This is a genomic window from Colwellia sp. MB02u-6, assembly GCF_014077095.1.
GTDB lineage: Bacteria > Pseudomonadota > Gammaproteobacteria > Enterobacterales > Alteromonadaceae > Cognaticolwellia.
The window spans coordinates 359,203-383,816 of sequence record NZ_JACGVG010000038.1 but is presented as its reverse complement, the minus strand read 5'-3'; the positions used below and the strand labels follow the sequence as shown (position 1 = coordinate 383,816).

Sequence of the window (24,614 nt, the reverse complement as noted above, 5' to 3'; positions counted from 1 at the left end):
TTATGATAAAACATAGCAATTGCACCATTTCACTAGCACAAGCACTGATTGAACGCCCTTCTGTTACTCCTGAAGATTTTGGCTGCCAACAACTCATGTCTGAGCGTTTAGCCAAGTTAGGTTTTAATAATGAAAGCATGGTATTTGAAGATACCACTAACTTATGGTCTCGACGAGGTAGTTCAGGGCCAGTATTTTGTTTTGCTGGCCACACCGATGTTGTGCCACCGGGTAATTTAGAAAGCTGGAACACTCCACCATTTGATCCCGTTATTATTGACAGTATGCTTTATGGCCGCGGGGCCTCTGATATGAAAGGCAGCTTAGCGGCGATGATAGTAGCAACCGAACGATTTGTTACTGACTATCCTAACCACCATGGCTCTATCGCATTTTTGATCACCAGTGATGAAGAAGGTCCTTTTATTAATGGCACAACACGTGTGATTGATACACTTGAAGCCCGCAATGAAAAAATTGACTATTGTATTGTTGGTGAGCCTTCTAGTACCAATAAATTAGGCGACGTGGTTAAAAACGGTCGTCGTGGTTCAATTTCTGGCGAATTACACATCCATGGTAAACAAGGCCATGTAGCTTATCCTGATCACGTTATTAATCCCATTCATAAGGCCATGCCGGTTTTAGCTGAGTTAAGCGAAATGCATTGGGATAATGGTAATGAATATTTTCCGCCGACGAGTTTTCAAGTGTCAAATATTCAATCTGGCACTGGCGCTACCAATGTCGTGCCGGGTCATTTAACCGCATTATTCAATTTACGTTATAGCACTGAATTAACAGCCGAAATGATCGTTGATAAAGTTGAAGCCTTATTAACTCGGCATCAATTAAACTTTGAAATTAAATGGATATTTAACGGCCAGCCATTCATTACAGAACCAGGTACATTGGTTGATTCTGTTGTACAAGCGATTGAAACCTGCTGCAATATAACAACCGAGCTTTCCACCAGTGGTGGCACTTCAGATGGACGATTCATTGCACCTACTGGAGCACAGCTTGTTGAGCTTGGTCCTTGTAATGCTACTATTCATCAAGTTAATGAATGTGTTGCGGTACAAGATTTGATTTTATTAACCGATGTCTACTATCAAACCTTGGTTAATGTTTTAGCCAACGATAAGTAAAATGACAGAACTTGAGTTAATATTGACCGGCAAAACTGAAAGTCATATTCATTGGCTAGCGCCTAATATGGCTATTCATACTGAAATGTTGTCGGCATTCAAACAACTACAGCTGGCCGCAAAAGCTGCAGGTATAGAGTTGAGAATTGCCAGTGGCTTTCGCAGTTTCGACCGACAACTCATGATTTGGCAAAATAAGTTTTCTGGTAAAACGGCAATTAAAGACGGCTCAAATCAAATTTTAGCGGTTAAAGAACTCAGTGACACTGAAAAAATACACGCCATTATGTTATTCTCTGCGCTGCCGGGAGCTAGTCGCCATCATTGGGGCTGTGAAATTGACGTTTATGCGAAAAATTTATTACCCGCGGCGCAACCTTTAGCATTAGAGCCATGGGAATACCAAGCTTCAGGGCACTTCTATCCCTTGAACGTTTGGCTAGCTGAACATGCGAAAACGTATGGCTTCTTTTTACCTTACGATAAGTTTCGTGGCGGTGTTGCCCAAGAGCCATGGCATCTTTCATACTTGCCATTATCTAAACACTACCAACAAGCTTATACTGAAGCACTTTTAGCAGAAACATTATTAAATAGCGAGATTCAAGGTAAAACCTTACTGCTCGCGTTGCTACCTGAGCTATATCAACGTTATATTGTTAATGTAGCTGATGCTTAACTCTTATTAACGATTAAGCATTTTTTGAAACTAAGATTAAAGGCTTAATTATATGTATGATTGAGCGTATTGTAGGCATTTTATTTGCACATTTAAGCGGAGCGTTAATTTATGACCAGCGTATTAAATGAAGGCTGGGTTGCCCCAGCCATCGTTATTATTGCATTAGCTATTTTAATTGGTAATTTAAGTACTTTTCAAAAGAGTGCAAAAACACCTTTACGTAAGAAAAGTTTAAACGATTTAAAAGAAACTATACCAAGAACACAGAAGTCGCCTCATCAAATGGCAACTGTTAGTAAGACTAATGATATTACCCATAAAATAAAAAACTCCGATTAACGGAGTTTTTATTTTTCTATAAGTAATAGTCATTGCTATTATTCGAGTATTAAAAAACGTCTTTAAATGACAAGCCCGCTTCCATTACCTTAAATATTTTCTCTAAAGTTGCCTCAGATAACGCTGTACCTTCATCATCATATAAAGTAACAACAGATTTTTCAGCCATTTTCTCTAGCTGAAATTGATATTTACCATTAGGTAGATCTACAAGCTGTATGCTATCTCCCCAAATACTATCCCACAGACTAGATTCAGGTTTTACGTAATCAACATAATAAATTTTAGTGGTTTCATTAAGGTCGGTAATGCTAAAGCCATGATCTTCAAAAAACAAAGGTAAGTTAGACCAGAATAGCTCTATATCCATTTCTACAATATAGGCTGGCTCACCAGAAGCATTCTCACCTAAGCTAACAAAGGTTTGATTAGCACGTAATAAGCGATTTTCTTGTTGTTTTAAACGATATTGGAAATCAACTTGCGCTATAATTTCATTGAGCATATTCATTTCAGCACGTTGTTGATCAATAATATCGATACGTTTACTGCCACCTGCTGCATCTGTTTTCAGGTAATCGAGTAATTCAACAACTAATGCGACACTTCGACCATGAGATTTACTTTCAAGTGTATAGCGATAACGAATACTCTCTGATATTGCTATTGATTTAAAAGGCCAAGTCCCTGTTTCTACTTCTTTGTTATACCAATCTGACTCAAAAACTAAACCGTTATCGTCGACTTGTTTTAATTCAACATTGTCTGTGGTTAATTGGCCTTTCAAGGCTTTTAAAATAAAGCTTTTTAGATCATCGTCATCAATTACTTGGTCAAACCATACCTTTGCTTCAGCAGAAGTGCTCTCTGTGCGTGTTGACGCCGCGATAGGTAAAACCAGTGAAGGTGCACGAACATCTACATCACCACCAACTGGACCTTCATGGTTTATTTCGTCACTAACAAAAAAGGTATCAACTTGTTTAGGTTTATCTAATCCTGCAGGTATTTTTAACGCTGTTGCTTCTTTTTGTTTTGCGTATTCAAAATCGCCTACTGCTTGCTTATTATTTACAGTACCGCAGCTAGTAACAGCGACACTTAATAATGAAAAATAAAATATCTTGCGATTCATTAACACTCCCGAGGATACAAATCTGAATCTTTCTAATTTAATTTTGCTTGTTTAGTTTTATTAATACTCACTGGTATAAGTATTATTTTTAGTCAATACGAAAAACTGATAAGTTAATATCGTAAAGTTCAAGCAATACATCAATAACGTCGTTTTGATTACTGAATCCGGGCTAAGTTCCCCAAAATCATCTGATTTATTTAAAAGCCGCCAAATTCATGGCAATAGCGCTAAATTGAGCAGCGCACCATGGTACTTGCCTGAAAATACAAACACAAGATATTGCCGCATATTTATCATCAAATATAGTAAAATAGTGACGTATGTTGATGGTTACTCGTTTGCACTTCTGATCATAAAAGAGTGACAGTGCCTGCGTTATACTTTTTATCTTACTAACGGCTTTATTACGGCTAACAGCATTGAAAATATTAAGTAACTATTAACAACCTTCTATATTCAATTATATTATTCATCATTATAAAGCACCATTAAATAAAAAAGTTGATTACAAAGCAAAGCGCAAATAACCAACTATTCAAAGTGTGACTATAATTAGAATTAATTGCTCTTATGGCTACCGTCACACATAGGCTGATTTTTGGTTGATTTACAGCCACAAAAAAAGACTTTACCGGACTCTTTTGCCGTATATTTTACGGGTGTAAATTCAGAGCCTTTATGTGAACCGTCACAAAAAGGTTGTTTGTCACTTTTACCACATGCACACCAAAAATAATTTTTCTCTGCTTCTACTTCAACGCCATAAGGGGTATCTGAAGCACGTTCTGGTTTACTCATAATATATTCTCCATGGTTTATTCTTCAAAATTTAAAAGTTTCAGTTAGAGTATCAATTCAGTTTAGTAATAGTATACCCAGTACCAAGCAACCATCTCTCCTGCATAAGCGGGTATGTTCATTTACATTATCGTAAATTTAACTGCATGTACATTAGTTAGCTTTACCTGCTATTTTAACCATCAAAAATCTAGTTGTTTTAAAGGGGGAACAGCTCTTTAGCCAACCAACTTTGTCCTGCTCTGCCTAACACTTTAGATAAACGTATTATCGTTTTATCGTTTTATCGTTTTAGCGGATATTACTCTCAGGCCTTTAAGCATATAATTTATTAAAATAGGACTATCACTGGTACTGGCAAAATAAAATAAATATAAAAATAAAAACAGTTATACACGCTTAATTAACCCTGATCATTACAGCATTTTCTCTTTATATTACTCGCATTCTTTTAGGGCAACTATCCTTATCCTATGTAAATAAATCTAGTTTTTTCAAAGGGTAAAATAAACACTCAGCATGCGGTTAGCTTTAGTCCCTTAACATGCGTTACAATAGGGTTTTAATATCATGGCTAGGTTTATTGATGAGCGAATATTTAGTATTAACGGCAATGGGGCCAGATCGCACAGGCAGTGTCAGTGACTTAACCAAATTAGCCAGCGAGTGTGGCTGTAATATCTTAGACAGTAGAATGGCAATATTTGGCCTAGAGTTCACTTTAATTATGCTGCTTACCGGTAGCAACAAAGCTATTCATCAATTAGAAAGTAAATTACCGGCTGTCGCCCATGAACTTGAGTTAATTACTATGATGAAAAGAACCTCAGGTTATCGAGAGCAAGATTATGTTCATCATTACCAAGTTGATTATGCTGGTATCGATCAACCCGGAATTTTAAAGGCTGTTACGGCATTCTTTGCGACACGTAATGTCGATATATCGTCATTAAAATCTGAAATTAATCAGAAAAATAATCACACGAGTGCCGCCATATTAATCGCGCTGATGGAAGAAACTAGTATCGAACAACTTGAAAACGACTTCTTGCAGTTGTGTGAACAATTTGATGTGCAGGGTTGCATAAAAAAAATTCAATCAAACTTATTTTAGAGGCTTAAATGAAAACATTAGTTGCCGGTGATAGCGCACCAATTTTCACTTTAAAAGATGAAAATGACCAGGATATTAAACTCGCAGAATATATTGGTAAAAAACAAGTATTAGTTTATTTTTACCCTAAAGCGATGACACCGGGCTGCACGGTGCAAGCACAAGGTCTACGTGACCATAAGGCTGAATTAGATAAATTAAATACTCAAGTGTTTGGTATTAGTCCTGATGAACCCAAAAAACTAGCCAAATTTTGCCTGCGTGATGAACTCAACTTTAGCCTATTGTCAGATCCTGATCATAGTGTTGCTGATGCCTTTGGTGTTTGGGGTTTAAAGAAATTTATGGGCCGTGAATATGATGGCATTCACCGCTTGAGCTTTTTGATTGGCCTAGATGGAAAAATTAGCCATGTTTTTAACAAGTTCAAAACTAAAGATCATCATCAAGTCGTTCTTGATTTATTAAACAAGCTGTAATTTTTAAATTATAGTGGCTTAAACAAGCAAATAAATAGCAAAAAAGGCTTAACAACAAACTTGTTAAGCCTTTTTTGTATCAATAAATCAAGTGCCCTTTCATGGGGTATCTTATTAATCTACCGCCTTTAATAAGTGCTATATGCTCAAATATCAACTTAGCTCTACTCTACTGATAATGGTAACTGTTGCTGATAGTTTTTTGCATCTAAGAAACCTGGTGTTGTTAACGTAATATCGGTTAACTGGTTAACAACATCGCCAATAACGATTAAAGTAGGCGGTGTAACTTTATGCTCAGCCGCCAGATCAGCAAGCGAAGATAATTTACCACGAAAAATTTGTTGTTCCGGTTGAGTGCCTTTGCGTATCAGCGCTGCCGGTGTATTTTTGTCACGACCATGCTTAATTAATTGCTCAGTGATACTAGGCAAGGTGTTAATGCCCATATAAAACACCACGGTTTGACTACTACAACTCAAGCTTTGCCAAGGTAAATTAAGTTGGCCGTCATTTTGGGTATGGCCGGTAATAAAGGTACAGCCTTGTGCTACACCTCTGTGTGTTAAAGGAATGCCCGCATAAGTTGTGCAACCTGATGCCGCCGTAATACCCGGACAAAGATGACAGCTAATACCATTTTTTAATAAAAACTCAGCTTCTTCACCACCGCGGCCAAATATAAACGGATCGCCACCTTTTAAGCGTAATACTTTTCTACCTTGTTGTGCATATGTCACCAACAACTCATTAATTTTATCTTGTGGCACACAATGCTTTGCTTGTTCTTTACCAACATATAGACGTTCACAATGTTGCGGTAAAAGCGCCATAATTTCATCACTGACTAAACGATCATAAATGGCAACGTCTGCCTGCTCAATAAAACGCAAGGCACGAATAGTTAATAATTCTGCATCACCTGGGCCTGAGCCAACCAATGCTACTTCACCAGCTTGTAAAGTGGACTTTCTATTTATGTTATTCAAAACATTGCTACTCAATTTATTTTCATTAGATAATGGTGTTATTTATAGCGTACCTTATCGACCCTTATTCTATTATAATATAAAAACCATCAGGCTTATAAATTATATTTTGATAACTTAGCGTTAATTAACCTAAGTTATTTTATTTACAATAAAATAATCATACTGCACTATCTTACAACCAATAAAAAATAAAAATTCATACTTAAATTAATCAATGTATTACAACTAAATGTGTTGAAGAACTTAACAAAAATGTTGTCCATTAAGCACTCGCCTTAAAACGCTCTAACGATTGAAAAGTAAAGGCTTGGCATTTATATTCAAAGGTGAGGAGAAAAATAAATATACAATTGATGTGAAAGTTCAACACGAATCATTAAATGTTGAACCACACCATTAAATGTTGAACCACACCATTAAGTTTAAAAGCTAAGTCAAAAACTAAAGCCTAGACAACTAGGCTTTAGTAAATGGATAACAAACTAACTGGCTTTTATCACCTCATGCTGAGTCGTTGTTGACCAAGCATTCAGCACGGCTTTAACAAGCGTTGCTAATGGAATAGCGAAAAATACGCCCCAAAAACCCCATAAACCACCAAATAATATCACTGCAATAATAATCGTTACTGGGTGAAGGTTTACCGCTTCAGAAAAAAGTAAAGGTACAAGCAAGTTACCATCAAGCGCTTGGATAATGGCGTACGCTATCATTACATAACCAAATTCAGCACTAGTGCCAAATTGGAACAAAGCCACCAGCAAAACAGGCAATGTTACAATCGTTGCGCCGACATAGGGCACAAGTACAGATAACCCGACTAATACCCCAAGTAATACCGGATAATTAAGTCCTAAAGCAATAAATGCTATGGTTGATGCTGTACCAATAATAATAATTTCAATCAATTTACCACGAATATAATTCATAATTTGCTGATTCATTTCTATACCTACTTGTTTTGCCATACGACGATCTTTTGGCAGAAATTGGCGTAGGCTAACAAAGAGCATGTCTTTATCTTTGAGAAAGAAAAACACCATTAATGGCACTAAAATAAAGTAAATTAACAAGGCGACAACATTGGAAATTGAATTAAGCGATGCTTTGAGCGCCACTTGTCCCCATTCAATTAGCTTATCATTAACTAAGGTTATTACATGGGCAATTTGTTCATTACTGACCAAGTCTGGGTATTGTGCCGGTAATGCGAGTAAATAAGTTTGTCCTTGCCCAAGCATTTGCGGCACTTCTTGCAGTAAATTGCTACTTTGCTGCCAAATAACTGGCATCAGTCCCAATATGCCGATTAAGGTTAAACCAACAAAAACAGACACAACAATAATCACAGCCAGTACCCGAGATAATCCCAACTGCGAGAGTTTATTCACCGGTAGGTCTAATAAAAAGGCTATGGCAACGGCTACAAATACCGGCATTAATAAACTACTGAAAAAATAAACAAACAAAAAAGTACAAATTAAAATAACCATTAAGGTTACCGCACTCGGGTCCGAGAAATTTCTTTTGTACCAATCGCTAAACAGAGAAACCATAATATTTACTTTTCCATTCTTATTATTAATTCAACAATATATCTATCAACATTACGCTGTTCGAAATAAAACCCTTGTTTTGTCAACAATTTAGGAATATCTTTTTTAGAACCATTATCGCAAATACGTATCAAACAACAATCAATAGGGGTTAATTTTCTAAGTAACAAGCGTAAATTTACCAGTGGTACAGGACATTTATCTTGTGTAGCATCGTATTCGTAAGTCATAAATAAAAATATGCGTAGTGCTTTAGTTTGATTATCTAATTTGCGACAATTGATTACAATGACATTTGTAAATTCTTTTAGTGTATTCTAATAAATTAAAGAGGTTAAATGAGCGAGCTTTCTTATAATTCCAGCCTTAAAGAAATAAATAGCTACAAAAAAAAGATAAACTGGGGTGACATACCAACTATTTATCAGTTAGCAACAAATTCACTTAATGATATTGATGGCATGTTAACTCATGGTTTCGATAATGCATTTAAACAGTTACTAGACAAAAGTAACTGGAATATCAATATGGTAGATCAGCAAAACGATATTATGGGTAAAGTAACAACCGCTAAGCCAAAAATCTCGCTTAATCATCATATGAATGAACAACATTATGAATTACATTGTTACCCCATAATCAATAATGAACGTGTGCTACAAGCGCAATTGAATAATCCGCTGTGCCCATTTGTAAGCTGGAGGCCTGGAACTATGCAAATGTTGTTTAGATTGAACTCATTGATTCCTTTTATTGTCTACACTTTTCAAAAGGGTGATGTCGCAGATTATGCCCTTATTCGTTATGCCAACAAACGTGTTAAAGAGTTGATATTATTACTACAGCAATCGTTTGATATTACTGATATCGAAGGCTATACAATCGCTGAGTTTTGTCAAGAAATTTACCGTAAGCATTCACAAGCTCAGCATAAAGCATAAAAATAGTGTTGATAAACCTGACAATATGGAAAATTAAATTTGTTTAAATTAAAGCCACTCATTATTTCACTTGCCTTAGTATCATCAATTACCAGCAGTGCATTTGCCGCAAAGAGTGAGACTAATAAAAATAAACTACCCGAAATTGGCTCAGCGGGTGTCAGTGTATTATCCATCGAAAAAGAGCGTCAAATTGGCGGCGAAATGATGCGTCAAATCCGTGCCTCTCAACCGATATTAAACGACCCCGTATTAACAGAATATATTAATGACTTAGGCAACCGCATGGTGCGAAACGCCAAAGACGTAAACTATAGTTTTGAATTTTTTGTCATACGTAATCAAGAGTTAAATGCCTTTGCTTTTTTTGGAGGCCATATTGCCATTCATAGTGGCCTGATAACTACCGCCAACACCGAAAGTGAACTCGCCTCAGTGGTTGCTCACGAAATATCACATGTGACCCAACGACACTTGGCAAGACGATTAGAAGCACAAAACAAATCACAACCTTTAACCATGGCTGGTATGATTTCAGGTGTGTTACTCACCTTGATAAATCCTACCGTTGGTATGGCGGCACTGACTACTTCAATGGCAGCGTCGCAACAAGCGGGGATAAATTATACCCGCGGCAACGAGCAAGAAGCCGATAGAGTGGGCATTATGTTGCTCGCTAATAGTGGTTTTAATCCCCAAGGTGCCCCTGATTTTTTTTCCACTATGGCAGAGAAGTACCGTTACACCTCGAAGCCACCTGCCATGTTGTTAACTCATCCTTTGCCTGAGTCTAGAATTTCAGACGCCAGAATAAGGGCGCAAAATTACTCACCACGCCCCTTAGCTCCAAATTTAGAATTTGAGTTAGCTAAAGCCCGTATTATGGCAAGGTATGAAGGAAATACGAAAGATAATGTCATTAACTTTCAGCAAAGTTTAGATAAAAAACGCTATGCTATAAAGGCTGCAGCACAATACGGCCTTGCACTTTCTCAATATGAAAATAAAAATTATCAAAACGCTATTAGCCAACTTGAAACATTATTGCACAACGACAAAAAAAACCTATTTTATGTTGATGCCCTAGCCGATGCTTATATTGCCGTAAAAGCTTTTGACAAAGCTATGAATATGCTTAGCGAGTTAAATCTTTTAATGCCGAACAACCAAGTAGTGACATTGAACTACGCGAACGTTTTAAATGAGGCTGAGCAATACAGTAAGGCAGAAACGCTATTACAAGATTTCTTAGTGCTGAGCCCAAAAAACTTTATTGCTAATGATTTATTATCAGAAGTGTATAGAAAACAAGATAAAAAAGCGCTTATGCACGCTACTAAAGCCGAAGTTTATGCCCTATTAGGTGCTTATCCAAAAGCGGTTGATGAATTACAAACCGCTTACAACTTTGTTGAAGAGAACCCATTATTACAAAAACGTATGAAGGGCCGCATATTACAATTGCAAGAACAACAAGAAAAGCTTAAGCGCTTATAAAAATCAATTAAAATACCGTTAAATTTAATTTGTCTAACAATAATCTAAGAGAAAAACATGTTAACGATTTATCACAACCCTCGTTGCTCAAAAAGCCGACAAACACTAGCACTTATTGAAGAAAAAAAACATGATGTTACTATTGTTGAATATTTAAAAACACCGCTTAGCATTACAAAAATTGAACAGCTATTATTATTACTTAAGCTATCACCACGGGAGATGATGCGAACAAAAGAAGTTGAATTTAAAGAGCAAAACTTGACCAATGCTGATGATGCTACTTTAATTGCCGCTATGGCTAACACACCTAAACTTATTGAGCGCCCTATTGTTACTGATAACACCCGTGCTATTATTGGTCGTCCACCAGAAAATGTACTTTCGCTAATGCAGGGTAATGATTAAAAATGACCAATAAAAAACGTTTATCTACAACTACACTCAAGCAGATCACTTTGTTTGGCTATTTCTCATTGCTTTTTTACATGCCATTTTGGCTGATTTTTATGAGTGATGACACAGCGCTATCAGTACCTTTAACGTTAGTAATGTTTGTTCTACCTTTATTATTTCCGTTAAAAGGCCTAGTACAGGGCAACCCCTATACATACGCATGGTCAAACTTTATTGTCATGATTTATTTTCTGCATAGTTTAACCACATTATGGGTTTCAGCTGATGAAAAATTATGGGCCTTGGGTGAGTTTTTCTTTGCCACTGTTATGTTTATTGGTGGTAGTTATTATGCAAAATACCGTGGCCAAGAGCTGGGTTTAAGCATTCGTAAAAAGAAAGAATAGTGTCACTACCTCTTGTGTTCAGTGGGTCATGACTACGAACTTAATAGTGAGTACATTAATACTGAGAAAAAAATACTTAGATAGTTAAGAGATAGGCATTTTTCATCAATACGCTATCAGTCATTAATACTAAACAAGGACGGACTTACACGGGTGCTTCCCCTCCCCGCCTAGTAAATTAATAGCAGGGTTTTCAAACCTGCAAAGCTATAAACACATTCCTTTCTTTACTCTAGGACTAAAATTGTTTAAAAATAGGGTTGCAGATTAACATTGCAACCCATTAGCATTTATTATGAAGTTAATTCCCCATAAGCAGGTCTTTTAATGTAACTCCGCATTTAAACAGAGGCACGAATGAATAATATTGGCATTAATCAAAGAGGCTTTTCAAACACAGTAACAACACTTGTGTTGACTTTAATTGTGTTAATTTTTCAAGGATGTGGTGGTGGTAGCTCTAGCACTAAAGATAGTAAACCTAGTGATGATTTCACCCCTGTTGTTACTCAAACCGGCATAGTCGCATTTGATGACGCCAGTAAAACCGCACAGCCAATTGAATTATTTCTTTACTATCCTGACGATACGCTGAGCAATATTAGTTGGCAACAAACTACAGGCAGTGAGCTTGTTTTTCATGCAAAACATTCCAAAGGCATTGCCTTTTCGCCATCTGCGGCAGGCGAATATAGTTTTCAGGTCAGCTTTACCCGCAATGGCGTAAGTGAAACCTTATCGCATACCGTTATAACTTCAGATGAGCGCAGCCAAATATCAGCAAGACTAGGTCATGCAGCATTGGAGGGGAGTAATGTTTCTTTAAGAGCCAGCATAGAAAATGCCGCGTTAACAAACAACAGCATTATATGGCAACAAACCTCTGGCCCAACGGTGACTTTTAGTGAGGTAACTGAGGGACAGAGTGCCGTTTTTTTCAAGGCGCCTGCGGTTAGCGCTGACAGTTTGCTAACCTTTACGGTTAGTGCTTCAGATGGCGCAACAGAGCAACAAGATACTATTGCCATATTAGTCGAAAATGCAGCAACTATTAGCAGCGATGATAATACGGCTTACGATTCACGATTAGCGACCGTATTTCCTTTTAATGCAAACTCGCCTTATGCTGATGTTTTAGTTAACTGTGTTTATAATAATCGCATTGATTTTCGCACTAGCTGTCGCTTTGATGAGTTACCGCTAATAGCACAAGATACCACCACACCGACTATTGACGACATTATGGACCGCGTTGTGGTTTCTCATCAATGGATGGGGCAAAGATTTAAAGAGTTTTTACAACACTCAGATCAACAAGACGATTTTAAAAACTTACTGCGTGCCACCACAGCCATTGTTATTTCATATGACATACGCCCTTCATATTATTGGGTGGTTACCGGGGCTATTCATCTTGACCCTGAAAACCTTTGGTTAACACCCGATGAGAGAGATACCATTAATCAAGCCCCCGACTTTCGTGCCTCATTCGGCAATGAGCTAAATTTTGCTATGCCATGGCGTTATGTTAAAAATAATAACTACGCAAGCTTTTACTATCCACAAGATTTGCGATTGACTCGTGATGCGAGCGAGGGTGTTTTTGATTTAGCGTCATTGATGTATCACGAACTCGCACACGCCAATGATTTTTTTGCACAAAGCACGTGGGCAAACTTAGACCGAAATGATCGCATACTAGACGCCGCTGATAAAATCTTAAAATCAACCGGCATACAATCTGATATGTTGAGCACTTCACTGCCACTTAATGGTACACAAATGTATCGTTTAGCACAGGTACGTTATCAAGGTGAAACGGCGACAAGCAACGAAAAAAATTACAGTCCAAGTGACGTTACTGGCTTTTTTAGACCTGAACATGCCCCGCAATTTTACAATTACACCAGTAAACGCGAAGACTACGCCATGTTGTTCGATGGTTTTATGATGAAAGCGCGTTACGATATTGACAGAGATGTTGCAGTCACTAGCCAACCTGAAAGTACAGGAGAGCAATACATAGTGACGTGGGGGCAACGCGGACGTATTGGAGACGTTAATATTAAGCCAAGAGTTGACTATGTTACTCGCCGTATATTGCCTGAGTTTACTTCAGCCCCCAATATTATTAACAATTTAGACGCACCAATAGCGATGGAATCAGGAAAAACATGGGCAGAAAATTTAGCGATTAGTCCTGAGGTAAATCAAGCGAATAAAATAGTGCTTGATAGTTTCCAGTTAACTAATTCAAAAGCTAACAGATTCAATGCTAACGGCCCAATGTTTTATGAAAAGCCCATCCCTAAACGTAACTGAACCTAAGCACAAGCGGGATCAGCCTAATGTAAACTTAGCTAGGTTTAAGTATAAGTAATTGTAAAAATTAACGAATAATGAGCGGGGGTTTAAAATATGAGTGAATTTAGCAAATAATTTACAATGGCTATGTGAAATATTTTAGATGCTCAATCAACAAATAAAGTGACTTTTAACGGTCACTGTTGCCATTTACAAGACTTAATTTAAATCTGTGTTCATCACAAAAAAAAGACCACTTTACTACCAAAGCGGTCGTTCACGTAATGGTATGGACATGATTTCTTTATGCACAAAGCTAAAGGTCGTTCGTACCCTATTTCACCTTGGGCTTGTCACAAACTCTACCACTTTACGGAGCTTTTTAGAGGGTAATAGGCCGAAAAAATTGGCTTTTTAGCGTTCGATTGATGGCTTAGTCGCCGTTTCTGATGCAATAATTCGCGCTTTACTTTTAGCTCTTTTTTTCTTTTTTGAATTTTTATTCGCTAAAACTACGGTACTAATAAACTCTGCTGATTTTTTGCTAGGATTATAAGCAATCTCAATAATTTTACCGTTACATGCGATAATATCGCCGCGGCGAATTTTTTTACGCTTTTGAACGACAACTTCATTATTTACTAAAACATTACCTTCACTGATCATGGTTTTAGCTTCGCCACCACCGTCAACCATATTGGCAATTTTGAGTAAGTTACAAAGTTCTATAGGTTCAACACAAATGTCGATAATTGAGTGTTCTGACATGAAATACGCCTAATGATTTAAAATAATAATATTGCTCATATTCTAACATATATTTGGATAAAACTTATATTAAGGATACTTTATAATTCTGAGTCAGCATAGACGGTAACTAATTGATGCATTTATCATTTTCTAAAACGTTACGAAAAGCTTTGGCATTCACTGATTAAATTTTTAAGTTGTGACATCCATGGTTTCTTTATGGCACCAACTTGTCGTTAGGATATCTTTTGAAATAGCGAATTTTTAAAGCAAAACTAAAAATTAATACAACCGACTACTCTAAGGATAATAGCGGCCAAAAAACAACTTATTTCAGTTGTGATTTTATCACTATAAATAATACGTATTGCCACCAGACTGTGTGAAAACTCCCAGCTTAAAATTTTTTTGCGACGCCACGTAAATAAATAGATGGTTTGATAGCAAATGTACTACAAAATTTAATCTACAGAGCCTTTTTTCGTTGATATTATCCAATTACGCAAGTTAAATTAGTTTTCACACGGGCTGCCATCAAAGCAGTTGTTCATCATACAACTACTAATGTGACCTAAGCGCATTGAAAAAGTAAGGTTTTAGAATTATGTGCGTTTGTCTAGGTCTGCTTTACATCCGTTAGTTGTCTTAAGCTGGCCAAGAGCTAACTAAATAATCATTGGCATAGGGAAGGTTCCTAACATCGGTTTTGAGACTGATTTCAGGGTATAAAAAGAAAAATTAAATTATAGAATGGAAACAAAACCTATGATGGCTGCAAGATCATAGTGGTAGTTGGCATTTCATCTATGGACGCTAACTTATGCTGCCAAATAGCCATTCTGGATTATTAAATAGATTCTAATTACTGGTCAGCTTTCGGATAAGAAAACTGACCGTTATATATTTCAGTATTTTTTAGTCAATAATAGGGGCAGACATTCGGATACTAAACGTAACATTAACTTATTGAATGAAGAGCCAAACTTTATAATAAATTATAAAAATTTAGCTCTGAATTTTCAATATGCAATTTATTTAGCCGAGCCGACATAAATGATTTTAGTATCTTCATTTTTGTGATTAAAAACAGCTGCGATATCTTTTATTTCAACACTTGTGGTAGGTATTTTATCTTTTTTGGAGGTAAAACGATTTAAATACGAAAAGGTATCTAACGCATTATATTTATGGGCAAAATGCGCCATTACCATATCATTACAAGTAATAGAATTAACAGCAACGCGTTTTGAATGAATCGCGGATCTCCCCGGATTGAATCGCAATGCATTTTTTAATCCATCTTTATTATTACTGCCAGCAAACACACACATTTTTGTCTCAATACTACTATCTGTTGCAATAAACTCGTACTTGGTAGCATTAGCATTGAAAGATAATACGAACACTACTGCCAATGTTAAAGTTTTCATAATTGACTCCTTTATAGTTGCAAGTACCCGATACAACTTAACCAAAACTCTCGAATAGTTAACGGGCGATAGGAAGCTATTTAACAGCTCCTAATCCGTATCTTTATAGGCATTTTTTGCGCCATTCAGAATTGGTAAAACCTAATCTTATGAATAAAAAGCGATTAAAATATGTAACTAAAAATAATCTTAATTTTGAAATAATAAGTGTAAAAAAACTCGACACAGGCTAATGAAAAATTCGAAATATAGAGAGAAATCTAGTGTGAAATTTGGAAATATACACATTTAGAGTCAAAGCATCATATTTGTAGAGTCAAAGCTTCATATTTGCAGTGCAATGTATTATATACTGTAAAAAATGCTGACATTATAGTCCGATTTACACAAAGTGGACTAGCTGTAAGAAGTCATGCAATACAACTATGTGAACGACTGCAATAGTGCTTTTGTTCGCATTCAGGCATAAAGGGTTATTGGCAAAAAATCATCATTTAGAGACGCACTTTTTCATCTATAACGAATACCAGCTATTAGGATGCTGTTCACTTATTATGGTTGTTCAACAATGTCCGCTGTAGATCAAAGCATACTACTAATTTACTGTAGGGACGTTCAAATGATAACGTCTTCAAAGTGACAATTGTTAGCCTTACTTAGTAGTGGTCAATGGTCATTATTAATAAAGGCCGTAATCTAAATGAATAATATAATTAACGTAACCATGCATAAAAAAATAACCACATCATTTTTTTGCTGTTGTTATTAACTAATAATGCCTTCGCGGATACAAGTATTAATGTTGGCCCAACGCAGGTAAAAAAGCACCATTAATATCAGTTATCAATACGCTACAGCAGCAAGTTAATATCAAACAACTCAGTGGTGATAAAGCTTTAGTTATCTTATTTTCCCGCTCTGCCGATTGGTGCCCCTTTTGTAAAAAACACCTAATAGAATTGAATGTTCATGCCGAACGATTAACAGCATTAGGTTATGGCTTAGCGGCTATTTCTTATGGTAATACTGATGTTTTAAAAACCTTTGCCGAGCAGAAAAGCATAAGTTACTAATTACTTTCTGATTAAAGAGTACAAACCATGTTGGTCTACGATATTGTTAACAATGAATATGCTACAGACAGTGAACATTACGGTATCCCTTACCCAGGTGTAGTGGTCATTGATAACAAAGGTAATGTAATTCATAAGCACTTTTTCAAAGGTTACAAAAAACGTGTTAAGTTTACCGGTCTTTACTCACAGTTAAAAAGAAACATGTAAATAACAATTAGTTTATTTATAACTTTAATATGAATGGCTGTTTATGAATATAAAGCACTATCAACAAAAGCTTGAGTTAACTGCTGATACAACTGATCAATAGTAGGTCGCTCGGTAATATGTTCAAAAAGTGCAGTATGCACTTGCGCTTGTACCCGCTCCGTTTTATCAGATAGTTGATAACATAAATTAACCGGTTTTATAATCTCATCTAATAACACGTCAATAAGAATAAAAGCTTGTGCTAACACTATCTTGCCACCGCCTTTTTTTAATATCACCCGCTGCGCTGTACCCACTATTTTTTTACCGTTAATATTAATATTGTAATCACCATCACAGTAAGAGAACTTTGTCGCATGTGCTTTGCTAACCAAGTTAAATTGATAAAAAAAACCATGTAACACTGTACATAGATTTTCGTAGGCTTGGGGAATTGAATACGGTATATCTTTTGACCAAAGATAAAGGTGAGATAAATTTATAATACCTGGACATTGCGGCACTGGAGCTCCACCCGTTTTACGTGAATGTAACTGCCATTCATCCGCTAGCAAACCCGCTTTAAGTGCGTCTGATTCTGGCCATTTTTTACCTGCAGGTAATACCAAGGTAGCTTCTTTAGCTTGCCAAAGCATTAAACACTGCTTGAGCTCACCAGTTTGGATTTGAGCAATAAGCGCTGTTTCTTTTTCAAAGACCTTAGCGACAGAGGTTTGTTGGTAACGCAGGAGTTTATTGCGGCTCATATTAACTTCTTATACGGGTATCATGTTGAGTGTCAGTATTTTACTGCTAAATTATAATAATTCACCAAGCTAATTTAACAAGGAAGTTAGTAAGTGTATAGGTAAAATAAAACGTCATTTTTCATAAAACAAAAATACATGATGCCTCATATTGACCTCTATTTTATATCCTTGAAGGAGTGAAAGTTGGCTATTCTACGTCTATTAATCAACTGTTGCTAAGTAATTCAGAATTCAAGACAAGCGCCTCCCGCTTTTGTGTAAACCAGTTTTTCTTATGATGATGAAAGGCTTTTATTCGGGGTTTGAAGTCCAGCGGTACGAAAAGTGGTTCTGTCGAAAATAGAGGGAATAGTTGATTATCTAACGATTATTGATCACTTCTTATCATTATGCCCTCAATTTTTCAGGCTGACATTATCTAAAAGAAATCATTCTGCAGTCCCTTCGATACTACTTAGTCTACAAGCTAAGTTATCGTGAAATCGAAGAAATATTTGCAGAGCAAAATATTCATTTTTACCTCTCCACCTTAAATCGTTGGTTGATCAACTATAGCCCACCACTTGAAGCCAATTTTAACACAAGAAAACGTAACGTGGCAGACTCGTGGCGAATGGATGAAACCTACATCAACATTAAAGGAAAATGAGTTTACTATTATCGAGCTGTAGATAAAGATGGCGCTATTGTTGATTTTTACTTAAGTGAAACACGTGATAAGCCCGCTGCGAGGGCATTTTTTGACCAAGCACTAAACAGTAGTGGCTTACCCAATAAAGTGGTGATAGATGAAAGCGGAGCGAATATTGCGTCGCTTGATACCCTCAATGTTCAGCTTTGGTTGTCAGGATATATGCTGTGTATGATTGAAGTGTTAACTGTGAAATACCTTAATAATATTGTCGAGTAAAGTCATCGAAAAGTGAAAGGTAAAATGTACCAATGCTTAGGGTGAAAGTCTGGGGTTGGAGCAGAGGCGACATTAGCGGGTGTTGAGCTTTGCTCGATGCTCAAACAAGGACAGATGATTGACTCAGAAAATAAAATGGTATGGGAGCAATTTTATTCGCTTGCAGGCTATTTTTCTCTGTGGAAAGCGTCACCTTCAATTAAGGCGAAAGAATTTGAGTTTGCGACAGAACCCATTATCGCGATAGATTGCGGATAAATGATTTAAGAGAGCCACAATTGCTTATTGAGTCACGAACGGCATTAGACGAGCTTTTTCAGATTTTATTCCTAGGAGCAGTCTATCGTTTTCAGCAATCAATAGTGCCAGATAAAGTAAAGGCCAGAGAGCCAGAAGGGCTATCTGCTTAGCCCGATCAACCATTAAATGTTGTGGTTCCTTTCTTTTGTCATTTAGGTCTTGTTGGTGCGCATTGTTGACGTTATCTACTGATTGTTCTTTAGATCAAGCGCTAGCCATAGGCTGACATTGAGATTTGATAGACCATATTCATATTCATATTCATATTCATATTCAGGGTAAGTTTAACTAAAATTTCTGCTTGTTTGTGTGGCTGGTTTAAGCTCATTTCTGCCCCTACATCTAGCTGTAGAAAACTAAATTCATTAAGGTCAGTTCTAACTCATTTATCAACATAAAGGCTAGTTTTTCCGAGTATTAGTATCTAGATCTTAGGGTATTTATATACGTAGGTTTGTAAATTAATACATCTTATCTAATTTATTACTTCAATCTCATATAAACTCAATAAACTTAAAATATCCAAATAAAAACAACTGGTTGATAAGCTGTACATGTGTCAGTTTATTTTACAGTCTGTAATATAAATAAAACCGAGATACTATCATTTCATTGAAATTATTGTAGTTTTTATGTTTGGCGTATTTTTTGCTTTAAAGTTACAACGATTAATAAATTACTATTTTAATTATTACCTACTAAAACTAATTGCAAAAGATTAAAAAGGAATATCAGATGAAATTTAAATTTCTTTGTACTGCTTTAACTGGATTAATATTGTCTACAAGTTGTTTAGTATCGACCGCTCATGCTGGATTAATCCATTCTTATGATTTTTCTGGTAGTGCTAATGACACTACGGGTAGTGCGAATGGTAGTGTTTATGGGGCGACTTTAACTACAGATAGACACGGTAATTCGAATAGTGCTTATGCTTTCGATGGTAATAATGCAATTGTTGCAAACTTCTCATCACCAGCAACAGCTACATTTGCGATGTGGGCCACTTGGAATGGTACTCATAATGAAATGTTGTTCAATTCTGGTCCTAATGGGCAAGGGGTAGATTTATTTTTCTGGAAGAACATTATTTCTTGGAATTCAAAAAATAATTCTTTTGGAAATATTTCAAGTACTAACATTGGTGATGGGAAATTCCACCACTATGCTGTTGTTAACGATGCGGTAAATACTCTAACTACCCTTTACATTGATGGTACTTTTTTTGGTAGAGCTTCTTATCAATATAGTAACAACAGTTCATTTACAATAGGCGCAGCTCTACGGAATGGTAATCGGGGTTGGTCTGGAAAAATTGATGATGTTCAGATCTTTGATACTGCGTTGGATGCGGCAGGTGTGAAAGCTTTAACATCAGTCCCAGAACCTTCAACACTTGCTATTTTCGCATTATCAGTCCCAGAACCTTCAACACTTGCTATTTTCGCATTATCAGTCCCAGAACCTTCAACACTTGCTATTTTCGCATTATCAGTCCCAGAACCTTCAACACTTGCTATTTTCGCATTAGGAATGATTGGTTTAGCATCACGTAGATTTAAGAAGCAACCTTAATAATTTTTTTTTAGTAAACTCTAGAAAACACCAATTGTCATGATTGGTGTTTATTTGTTACTGGTGATAGTTAACTATAGAATACTCCGCACTTAACGACCGCCTTGGTTGCTCAGTTGTCTGTCAGGATAAATACAAGTCTATACCCCCTCCAACCCATGACCTTTCCAATAAAAAGTTATTCTAATTTCGTTCAGGCACTAACGCGCTTATCGTTCTAAATAACCAAAACCCTATCGATATTAATGACTATTTTATCGGAGGAGCTGCGATTAGTGAAACAAAAGCTAACGTCAGCACAAAATTAGCATTAACTGTTTGATGATGAATGACCGTTGTAGTGGGTTAGTTCTCTATCAAGATAAAGGTAGGTCTACTTCTTATGAACACTGATAGCAGCGCAAAAAGCTATTGATGTTAACGTCCAGTTTCATATTTTTTCTGACTGTTTTAAGGTCGATTCTTTATTAATAAAAAGGTCAGCAATGTGGCAAAAGTGAATATTCAGATACAAGTGGCCACCGGCGACTTTGAGCTTGAAGCTCACAATAGACCATACTTAGTTCTCCATTAATAACATAGAACTATTATGTTTTCTTTAACCGTTTATAAACCAACTGAGCCATGGAATAAAAACAAAATTGTTGGGCAAAAATTACCACTTAAGCTACAACAAATTTGGGCAATCCGAATCAGATTAGAATTAGTGAATAAACAAAGAGTAAACATTGGAGCACTCCCCCCCAATATTTACCCTTATATAAAGTTACTAAAACCTAAAGGCCAAAACCAAAGCACTCGATACGGCTGACATATCAGCACCATCATCAGCTAAATCTTCATAATCTCCTGTTGAGCGGATACCAACAGACAAATCTAACGATATGGCTTCCCAATTATAACCAAAACCTCCGCGTAATTGGACTCCTGAAAAGTCCTCTTCCATACCTTCAAGATCAAGAGTTTCGCTATATACACCAGCTCCAACGTATGCCTTAAAGCCTTTAGATGCTAAACCTGTACCGTAGTATGCTGAAATATCAACACCTGAAACATCAAGGTATGAAAAGTCATTGTGCTCTAATGAATAATACTGTCCATTTATTGAGAAACTATCACTAACTGCATATGTTGATGACAAAGTAAAACCTGTAAAATCATCATCTCCTAACTCTTCATGGTCAATAATAAGTGCGTATGTTCCCCCTCCAATAGACCAATGTTTAATTGGTTGAGCGTTTTCATCTGCATATGTCGTGTTAGAAAAGATTAAAGAGGAGGTTAATATTACGGCAGTTATTAAGTTATTGTTCATGTTATTCCTTTATTTTTTGACAGGTGCGTAAGCACTAAAATACAAGTCATTTGTATTTTTTCGAATTTACAGAGTAATTTAAATTAAATCAATGTTTTATTAGGCATTTCTTTGGAATTATCAATGTTCGTTCATTAAGTATATTTGAATATATCATGATCTCAGTGTACCTTGTAATTGTCGTTATGGTACTAAAACCTAAAGGCATCAATGTGACAAAATTAGCACGTTGAAAACATAACCCGACAGGCAGTTGAGAGCTTACAGCGCTCGTTAGCCCATAACGACCGGCTAATCTCAAGAGTGTTCCAAAGTTGTCTCTATTTTCTAGCCGCTGTGAAGTTTTTTTAAATTTCTCATAGATTTTCACACAAAACATACGATTAATTTTCCTAACTCAGCTACAGATCTGAAACTATTTAACTAAAATTCTCACTTTATTTTAATTTCCACATAAGATCAAACATAGGCACTTGATTTTTTTTGGCTTTAAATTGATGAATTAAAAGGATTAAATTAAACGGACAATCGAAATTACTAGTTTTAAGTCACTATTTTAAATCAATGGTGTTTACATTAGGATTATGTAAATCACTAATTATTTAAAATAAGACATCTTTAATAAAGGGAATAGTGATGCGACGCTGTTCTCTGATTGACGCCTGATCAAGCTGTTCTAATGCGGCAATTAAACTGGTCATATCGCGTGATAAACGATTAATTAAAAATCTCGCCACGTCATCATTCATCGTTAAACCCCGTTGTTGTGCGCGGTATTGCAAGGCAAATGACTTTTCTTTATCTGATAAGGGTTTTAATTGTTCCGTTAAGCCCCAGCTTAGCCGAGATACCAAATCAGGCAAGCTAATATTTAACTGTGCAGCGCTTTGATCACCGGTAATAATCAGGCATTTGTTTTGCTCAACCATACGGTTATATAAATCAAACACGCCTTGTTGCCAGATATTATTACCCGCAATCAATTGAATATCATCTAGACACACTAGATCAATATTTTCTAAACCGTCAAGTACATCAACCGAAAGTTGAGTAAGCTCAGAAAACGACAAACACAACGAGGTTATACCTAACGTGTCGGCATAGGCACAACTGGCGTGTAACAAGTGACTTTTACCGACATCGGTTAAACCAAACAAAAACAAACTGTGTACTTGTTTGTTTTCATCACCTATATGATCGAGAAAGTGCGTTAACTGTTGCACAACCATTTGGTTGCTCTCACTTTTAAAACTCGCGAAGGTTTCATCGTCAGGTAATTGTACAGACAGAGTGAGTTGCGAAACTTTCTTCACTTTTTACCCCAATAAAATACCGGCACTTGTTCTAAGCCCTCAGGCGCAGCAAGGGGGTCAACATAACGATTGAGCTGTTCACTCAATTTTAATGAAGCAAGCAAAGCTTGTTGTGAGCCAATTAACGACAATTTAAAGCGCCGATTAGTACCTTTTGCACTGATCAATTGTACTGATTGTACTGCAGACAATTCTGCAAAAAAATCTGACACCGCAATCAAGTCTACTAATGAGGCGATATTGGCAACATCTATTTCAAACTCGTTACTGTGAGTTGTTGATAAGGCATATTGCTGATAAATAATATCGGTAATATCAGACAAAGCAGCGGTTAATAACTCGTCAACGTTATTACCCAAGTATTGTTCGCTGAACATTTGTACGTGCTCATTTTGCGCATCGGTCATTAAACTCCAGTCTACGGCTAAACTATTGACTCGGCACTGAGGACAGTTTAAAAGATTATTTTGGCTGGCAACTAAGCTTGAGTTTGAGACTCTAATCACCACCACAGCTTCTGCCATATAACGCGCAGACGCTTGTGCTACTGGTTTTGAAAAACGCCCCCAAACATCAGTTAATGTCAAAGCATTAAGATCAGTTAAGTCCATTATTGGCATGACTAATGGTAAACCACGCAACTGGGAAAAATCATCAATAACGCGGGGTAAAAACGAATTCGATGTTGCAGAAATCACCTTGCGTTTAAAGCCATCTTCCTCAACCAACCAGACCATCACTTGTGGCCTTAATTGTCCCCAGATCGGCAAGTCGCTGGCTTTAAACAATTGATTGATCTTGGCTTCGTTAAAGGAAACATTGAGCAAGACTTTATTATTAGAGCGGATATATTGATATTGCGTAACATACATGCTGTAGTTATTTATTGCTTGGGTAATAAGCGGATGAGCAATGTCATTACCTCCCACCTTAACTAAAATTGCCCGCAAGGCATTTTTAAGTGCTTGATTACGATCGCCATTTGATTGTGACGCTACAGCAACTTTTGCGCTGTACAGGTTTTCTACCTCGATAGCGCTAATTTTAAGCGGTAATACAAGGCATAAGAATATCAGACAATTTCTGAACATATTTAGCATTAACATGTGTTTCATCATGTGTTTCATAATGAAGATCCTATCATAATGTTGCTGATTTTTATCACTTATAAAAAATAAATTATTTTAAAGAT

Annotated in this window: 25 protein-coding genes and 2 pseudogenes; 16 read left to right on the top strand and 11 right to left on the bottom strand. The window is 36.5% G+C overall.

All coding sequences use genetic code 11. The features are described 5' to 3' along the window. Nucleotides 1–2 precede the first annotated feature (2 nt). From dapE to H4J46_RS16580, 3 genes are all read left to right on the top strand, one after another. On the top strand, nt 3–1,151 hold the full coding sequence (gene dapE / locus H4J46_RS16590; protein ID WP_182234759.1) for a succinyl-diaminopimelate desuccinylase: 1,149 nt from the start codon (nt 3–5) through the stop codon (nt 1,149–1,151). A gap of 1 nt (nt 1,152) precedes the next feature. Beyond that, a complete protein-coding gene (locus tag H4J46_RS16585) occupies nt 1,153–1,830 on the top strand; it encodes a M15 family metallopeptidase (RefSeq protein ID WP_182234757.1) in 678 nt (225 codons plus the stop codon). 111 nt (nt 1,831–1,941) lie between these two features. After that, nucleotides 1,942–2,172 carry a hypothetical protein gene (locus tag H4J46_RS16580; protein WP_182234755.1) on the top strand — a complete coding sequence of 77 codons (231 nt, stop codon included), beginning with the start codon at nt 1,942–1,944 and terminating at the stop codon, nt 2,170–2,172. Nucleotides 2,173–2,221: 49 nt separating this feature from the next. On the opposite strand, the gene bamC is transcribed toward H4J46_RS16580, so the two are convergent. Further along, on the bottom strand, nt 2,222–3,307 hold the full coding sequence (bamC, locus tag H4J46_RS16575) for an outer membrane protein assembly factor BamC (RefSeq protein WP_182234753.1): 1,086 nt from the start codon (nt 3,305–3,307) through the stop codon (nt 2,222–2,224). Between the two features lie 561 nt (nt 3,308–3,868). Beyond that, the gene (locus H4J46_RS16570; RefSeq protein WP_182234751.1) at nt 3,869–4,108 is read right to left on the bottom strand and encodes a CDGSH iron-sulfur domain-containing protein; all 240 of its coding nucleotides are present in this window, start codon (nt 4,106–4,108) and stop codon (nt 3,869–3,871) included. Between the two features lie 586 nt (nt 4,109–4,694). Between H4J46_RS16570 and H4J46_RS16565 the strand changes: the two genes are divergently transcribed. Both H4J46_RS16565 and bcp read left to right on the top strand, forming a co-directional pair. Beyond that, nucleotides 4,695–5,222 (top strand): glycine cleavage system protein R, encoded by a 528-nt coding sequence (locus H4J46_RS16565; protein ID WP_182234749.1) that lies wholly within the window; start codon nt 4,695–4,697, stop codon nt 5,220–5,222. A gap of 8 nt (nt 5,223–5,230) precedes the next feature. Further along, the gene (gene bcp / locus H4J46_RS16560) at nt 5,231–5,701 is read left to right on the top strand and encodes a thioredoxin-dependent thiol peroxidase (RefSeq protein ID WP_182234748.1); all 471 of its coding nucleotides are present in this window, start codon (nt 5,231–5,233) and stop codon (nt 5,699–5,701) included. Nucleotides 5,702–5,865: 164 nt separating this feature from the next. On the opposite strand, the gene cobA is transcribed toward bcp, so the two are convergent. The 3 genes from cobA to H4J46_RS16545 form a co-directional block, all read right to left on the bottom strand. Continuing rightward, nucleotides 5,866–6,690, bottom strand: coding sequence for a uroporphyrinogen-III C-methyltransferase (gene cobA, locus H4J46_RS16555; protein ID WP_220463057.1), 825 nt, complete (start codon nt 6,688–6,690; stop codon nt 5,866–5,868). Between the two features lie 485 nt (nt 6,691–7,175). Then, nucleotides 7,176–8,249, bottom strand: coding sequence for an AI-2E family transporter (locus H4J46_RS16550; protein WP_182234746.1), 1,074 nt, complete (start codon nt 8,247–8,249; stop codon nt 7,176–7,178). 5 nt (nt 8,250–8,254) lie between these two features. Next, nucleotides 8,255–8,479 carry a sulfurtransferase TusA family protein gene (locus H4J46_RS16545; RefSeq protein WP_182234744.1) on the bottom strand — a complete coding sequence of 75 codons (225 nt, stop codon included), beginning with the start codon at nt 8,477–8,479 and terminating at the stop codon, nt 8,255–8,257. A 108-nt stretch (nt 8,480–8,587) separates the two neighbouring features. Here H4J46_RS16545 and H4J46_RS16540 point away from each other — a divergent pair, with 108 nt between their 5' ends. The 5 genes from H4J46_RS16540 to H4J46_RS16520 all read left to right on the top strand — a co-directional run bounded on the left by H4J46_RS16540 (nt 8,588) and on the right by H4J46_RS16520 (nt 13,812). After that, nucleotides 8,588–9,190, top strand: a complete 603-nt coding sequence (locus tag H4J46_RS16540; protein ID WP_182234742.1) for a hypothetical protein — start codon at nt 8,588–8,590, stop codon at nt 9,188–9,190. A gap of 39 nt (nt 9,191–9,229) precedes the next feature. After that, nucleotides 9,230–10,687 carry a M48 family metalloprotease gene (locus H4J46_RS16535; protein WP_182234740.1) on the top strand — a complete coding sequence of 486 codons (1,458 nt, stop codon included), beginning with the start codon at nt 9,230–9,232 and terminating at the stop codon, nt 10,685–10,687. A 57-nt stretch (nt 10,688–10,744) separates the two neighbouring features. After that, a complete protein-coding gene (gene arsC / locus H4J46_RS16530; RefSeq protein WP_182234738.1) occupies nt 10,745–11,095 on the top strand; it encodes an arsenate reductase (glutaredoxin) in 351 nt (116 codons plus the stop codon). 2 nt (nt 11,096–11,097) lie between these two features. Then, nucleotides 11,098–11,490 carry a DUF2069 domain-containing protein gene (locus tag H4J46_RS16525; RefSeq protein ID WP_182234736.1) on the top strand — a complete coding sequence of 131 codons (393 nt, stop codon included), beginning with the start codon at nt 11,098–11,100 and terminating at the stop codon, nt 11,488–11,490. 357 nt (nt 11,491–11,847) lie between these two features. Then, nucleotides 11,848–13,812 carry a hypothetical protein gene (locus tag H4J46_RS16520; protein WP_182234734.1) on the top strand — a complete coding sequence of 655 codons (1,965 nt, stop codon included), beginning with the start codon at nt 11,848–11,850 and terminating at the stop codon, nt 13,810–13,812. Nucleotides 13,813–14,208: 396 nt separating this feature from the next. Here the strand turns inward: H4J46_RS16520 and H4J46_RS16515 are convergent, their stop codons facing one another. Both H4J46_RS16515 and H4J46_RS16510 read right to left on the bottom strand, forming a co-directional pair. Further along, on the bottom strand, nt 14,209–14,562 hold the full coding sequence (locus H4J46_RS16515) for an RNA-binding S4 domain-containing protein (RefSeq protein ID WP_182234732.1): 354 nt from the start codon (nt 14,560–14,562) through the stop codon (nt 14,209–14,211). A 1,013-nt stretch (nt 14,563–15,575) separates the two neighbouring features. Beyond that, nucleotides 15,576–15,974, bottom strand: coding sequence for a DUF3718 domain-containing protein (locus tag H4J46_RS16510; protein ID WP_182234730.1), 399 nt, complete (start codon nt 15,972–15,974; stop codon nt 15,576–15,578). A gap of 833 nt (nt 15,975–16,807) precedes the next feature. On the opposite strand from H4J46_RS16510, the gene H4J46_RS17440 reads away from it, so the two are divergent. Both H4J46_RS17440 and H4J46_RS17435 read left to right on the top strand, forming a co-directional pair. Further along, nucleotides 16,808–17,047, top strand: coding sequence for a redoxin domain-containing protein (locus H4J46_RS17440; RefSeq protein ID WP_310650263.1), 240 nt, complete (start codon nt 16,808–16,810; stop codon nt 17,045–17,047). 27 nt (nt 17,048–17,074) lie between these two features. Continuing rightward, the gene (locus H4J46_RS17435) at nt 17,075–17,257 is read left to right on the top strand and encodes a hypothetical protein (RefSeq protein ID WP_259365916.1); all 183 of its coding nucleotides are present in this window, start codon (nt 17,075–17,077) and stop codon (nt 17,255–17,257) included. A 41-nt stretch (nt 17,258–17,298) separates the two neighbouring features. Here H4J46_RS17435 and H4J46_RS16500 read toward each other — a convergent pair whose 3' ends face one another. After that, a complete protein-coding gene (locus H4J46_RS16500; protein WP_182234728.1) occupies nt 17,299–18,006 on the bottom strand; it encodes a lipoyl protein ligase domain-containing protein in 708 nt (235 codons plus the stop codon). A 430-nt stretch (nt 18,007–18,436) separates the two neighbouring features. Between H4J46_RS16500 and H4J46_RS16495 the strand changes: the two are divergent. The 4 genes and pseudogenes from H4J46_RS16495 (at nt 18,437) to H4J46_RS16480 (ending at nt 20,794) form a co-directional block, all read left to right on the top strand. After that, nucleotides 18,437–18,919, top strand: a pseudogene (locus tag H4J46_RS16495) (IS6 family transposase). 96 nt (nt 18,920–19,015) lie between these two features. Continuing rightward, nucleotides 19,016–19,177: a hypothetical protein gene (locus H4J46_RS16490; RefSeq protein WP_182234726.1), complete on the top strand. Its 162-nt coding sequence runs from the start codon at nt 19,016–19,018 to the stop codon at nt 19,175–19,177. After that, nucleotides 19,153–19,329: pseudogene (locus H4J46_RS16485) on the top strand (N-succinylarginine dihydrolase); the annotation flags it as partial. The gene H4J46_RS16490 and the pseudogene H4J46_RS16485, both read left to right, overlap by 25 nt. Nucleotides 19,330–19,954: 625 nt before the next feature. Further along, complete coding sequence (locus H4J46_RS16480; RefSeq protein WP_182234722.1) at nt 19,955–20,794, top strand: PEP-CTERM sorting domain-containing protein; 840 nt, start codon at nt 19,955–19,957, stop codon at nt 20,792–20,794. Nucleotides 20,795–21,563: 769 nt separating this feature from the next. Here the strand turns inward: H4J46_RS16480 and H4J46_RS16475 are convergent. The 3 genes from H4J46_RS16475 to H4J46_RS16465 all read right to left on the bottom strand — a co-directional run bounded on the left by H4J46_RS16475 (nt 21,564) and on the right by H4J46_RS16465 (nt 24,549). Next, nucleotides 21,564–22,109, bottom strand: a complete 546-nt coding sequence (locus H4J46_RS16475; protein WP_182234720.1) for a hypothetical protein — start codon at nt 22,107–22,109, stop codon at nt 21,564–21,566. A 602-nt stretch (nt 22,110–22,711) separates the two neighbouring features. After that, nucleotides 22,712–23,422, bottom strand: coding sequence for a DnaA regulatory inactivator Hda (gene hda / locus H4J46_RS16470; protein WP_182234718.1), 711 nt, complete (start codon nt 23,420–23,422; stop codon nt 22,712–22,714). Beyond that, on the bottom strand, nt 23,419–24,549 hold the full coding sequence (locus H4J46_RS16465) for a DUF2066 domain-containing protein (RefSeq protein WP_182234716.1): 1,131 nt from the start codon (nt 24,547–24,549) through the stop codon (nt 23,419–23,421). Before H4J46_RS16465 ends, hda begins: the two co-directional genes overlap by 4 nt. Nucleotides 24,550–24,614: the final 65 nt, after the last annotated feature.

Bases quoted from the DNA above. Each gene is read 5' to 3' on its own strand.
- H4J46_RS16550 (WP_182234746.1), bottom strand. From the start codon at position 8,249: ATGGTTTCTCTGTTTAGCGATTGGTACAAAAGAAATTTCTCGGACCCG.
- H4J46_RS16500 (WP_182234728.1), bottom strand. From the start codon at position 18,006: ATGAGCCGCAATAAACTCCTGCGTTACCAACAAACCTCTGTCGCTAAG.
- H4J46_RS16585 (WP_182234757.1), top strand. From the start codon at position 1,153: ATGACAGAACTTGAGTTAATATTGACCGGCAAAACTGAAAGTCATATT.
- H4J46_RS16565 (WP_182234749.1), top strand. From the start codon at position 4,695: ATGAGCGAATATTTAGTATTAACGGCAATGGGGCCAGATCGCACAGGC.
- H4J46_RS16490 (WP_182234726.1), top strand. From the start codon at position 19,016: ATGCTCAAACAAGGACAGATGATTGACTCAGAAAATAAAATGGTATGG.
- arsC (WP_182234738.1), top strand. From the start codon at position 10,745: ATGTTAACGATTTATCACAACCCTCGTTGCTCAAAAAGCCGACAAACA.
- H4J46_RS16545 (WP_182234744.1), bottom strand. From the start codon at position 8,479: ATGACTTACGAATACGATGCTACACAAGATAAATGTCCTGTACCACTG.
- bcp (WP_182234748.1), top strand. From the start codon at position 5,231: ATGAAAACATTAGTTGCCGGTGATAGCGCACCAATTTTCACTTTAAAA.
- H4J46_RS16515 (WP_182234732.1), bottom strand. From the start codon at position 14,562: ATGTCAGAACACTCAATTATCGACATTTGTGTTGAACCTATAGAACTT.
- H4J46_RS16540 (WP_182234742.1), top strand. From the start codon at position 8,588: ATGAGCGAGCTTTCTTATAATTCCAGCCTTAAAGAAATAAATAGCTAC.
- H4J46_RS16570 (WP_182234751.1), bottom strand. From the start codon at position 4,108: ATGAGTAAACCAGAACGTGCTTCAGATACCCCTTATGGCGTTGAAGTA.
- H4J46_RS16475 (WP_182234720.1), bottom strand. From the start codon at position 22,109: ATGAACAATAACTTAATAACTGCCGTAATATTAACCTCCTCTTTAATC.
- H4J46_RS16510 (WP_182234730.1), bottom strand. From the start codon at position 15,974: ATGAAAACTTTAACATTGGCAGTAGTGTTCGTATTATCTTTCAATGCT.
- bamC (WP_182234753.1), bottom strand. From the start codon at position 3,307: ATGAATCGCAAGATATTTTATTTTTCATTATTAAGTGTCGCTGTTACT.
- H4J46_RS16465 (WP_182234716.1), bottom strand. From the start codon at position 24,549: ATGAAACACATGATGAAACACATGTTAATGCTAAATATGTTCAGAAAT.
- H4J46_RS17435 (WP_259365916.1), top strand. From the start codon at position 17,075: ATGTTGGTCTACGATATTGTTAACAATGAATATGCTACAGACAGTGAA.
- H4J46_RS16525 (WP_182234736.1), top strand. From the start codon at position 11,098: ATGACCAATAAAAAACGTTTATCTACAACTACACTCAAGCAGATCACT.
- H4J46_RS16480 (WP_182234722.1), top strand. From the start codon at position 19,955: ATGAAATTTAAATTTCTTTGTACTGCTTTAACTGGATTAATATTGTCT.
- H4J46_RS16520 (WP_182234734.1), top strand. From the start codon at position 11,848: ATGAATAATATTGGCATTAATCAAAGAGGCTTTTCAAACACAGTAACA.
- dapE (WP_182234759.1), top strand. From the start codon at position 3: ATGATAAAACATAGCAATTGCACCATTTCACTAGCACAAGCACTGATT.
- H4J46_RS16580 (WP_182234755.1), top strand. From the start codon at position 1,942: ATGACCAGCGTATTAAATGAAGGCTGGGTTGCCCCAGCCATCGTTATT.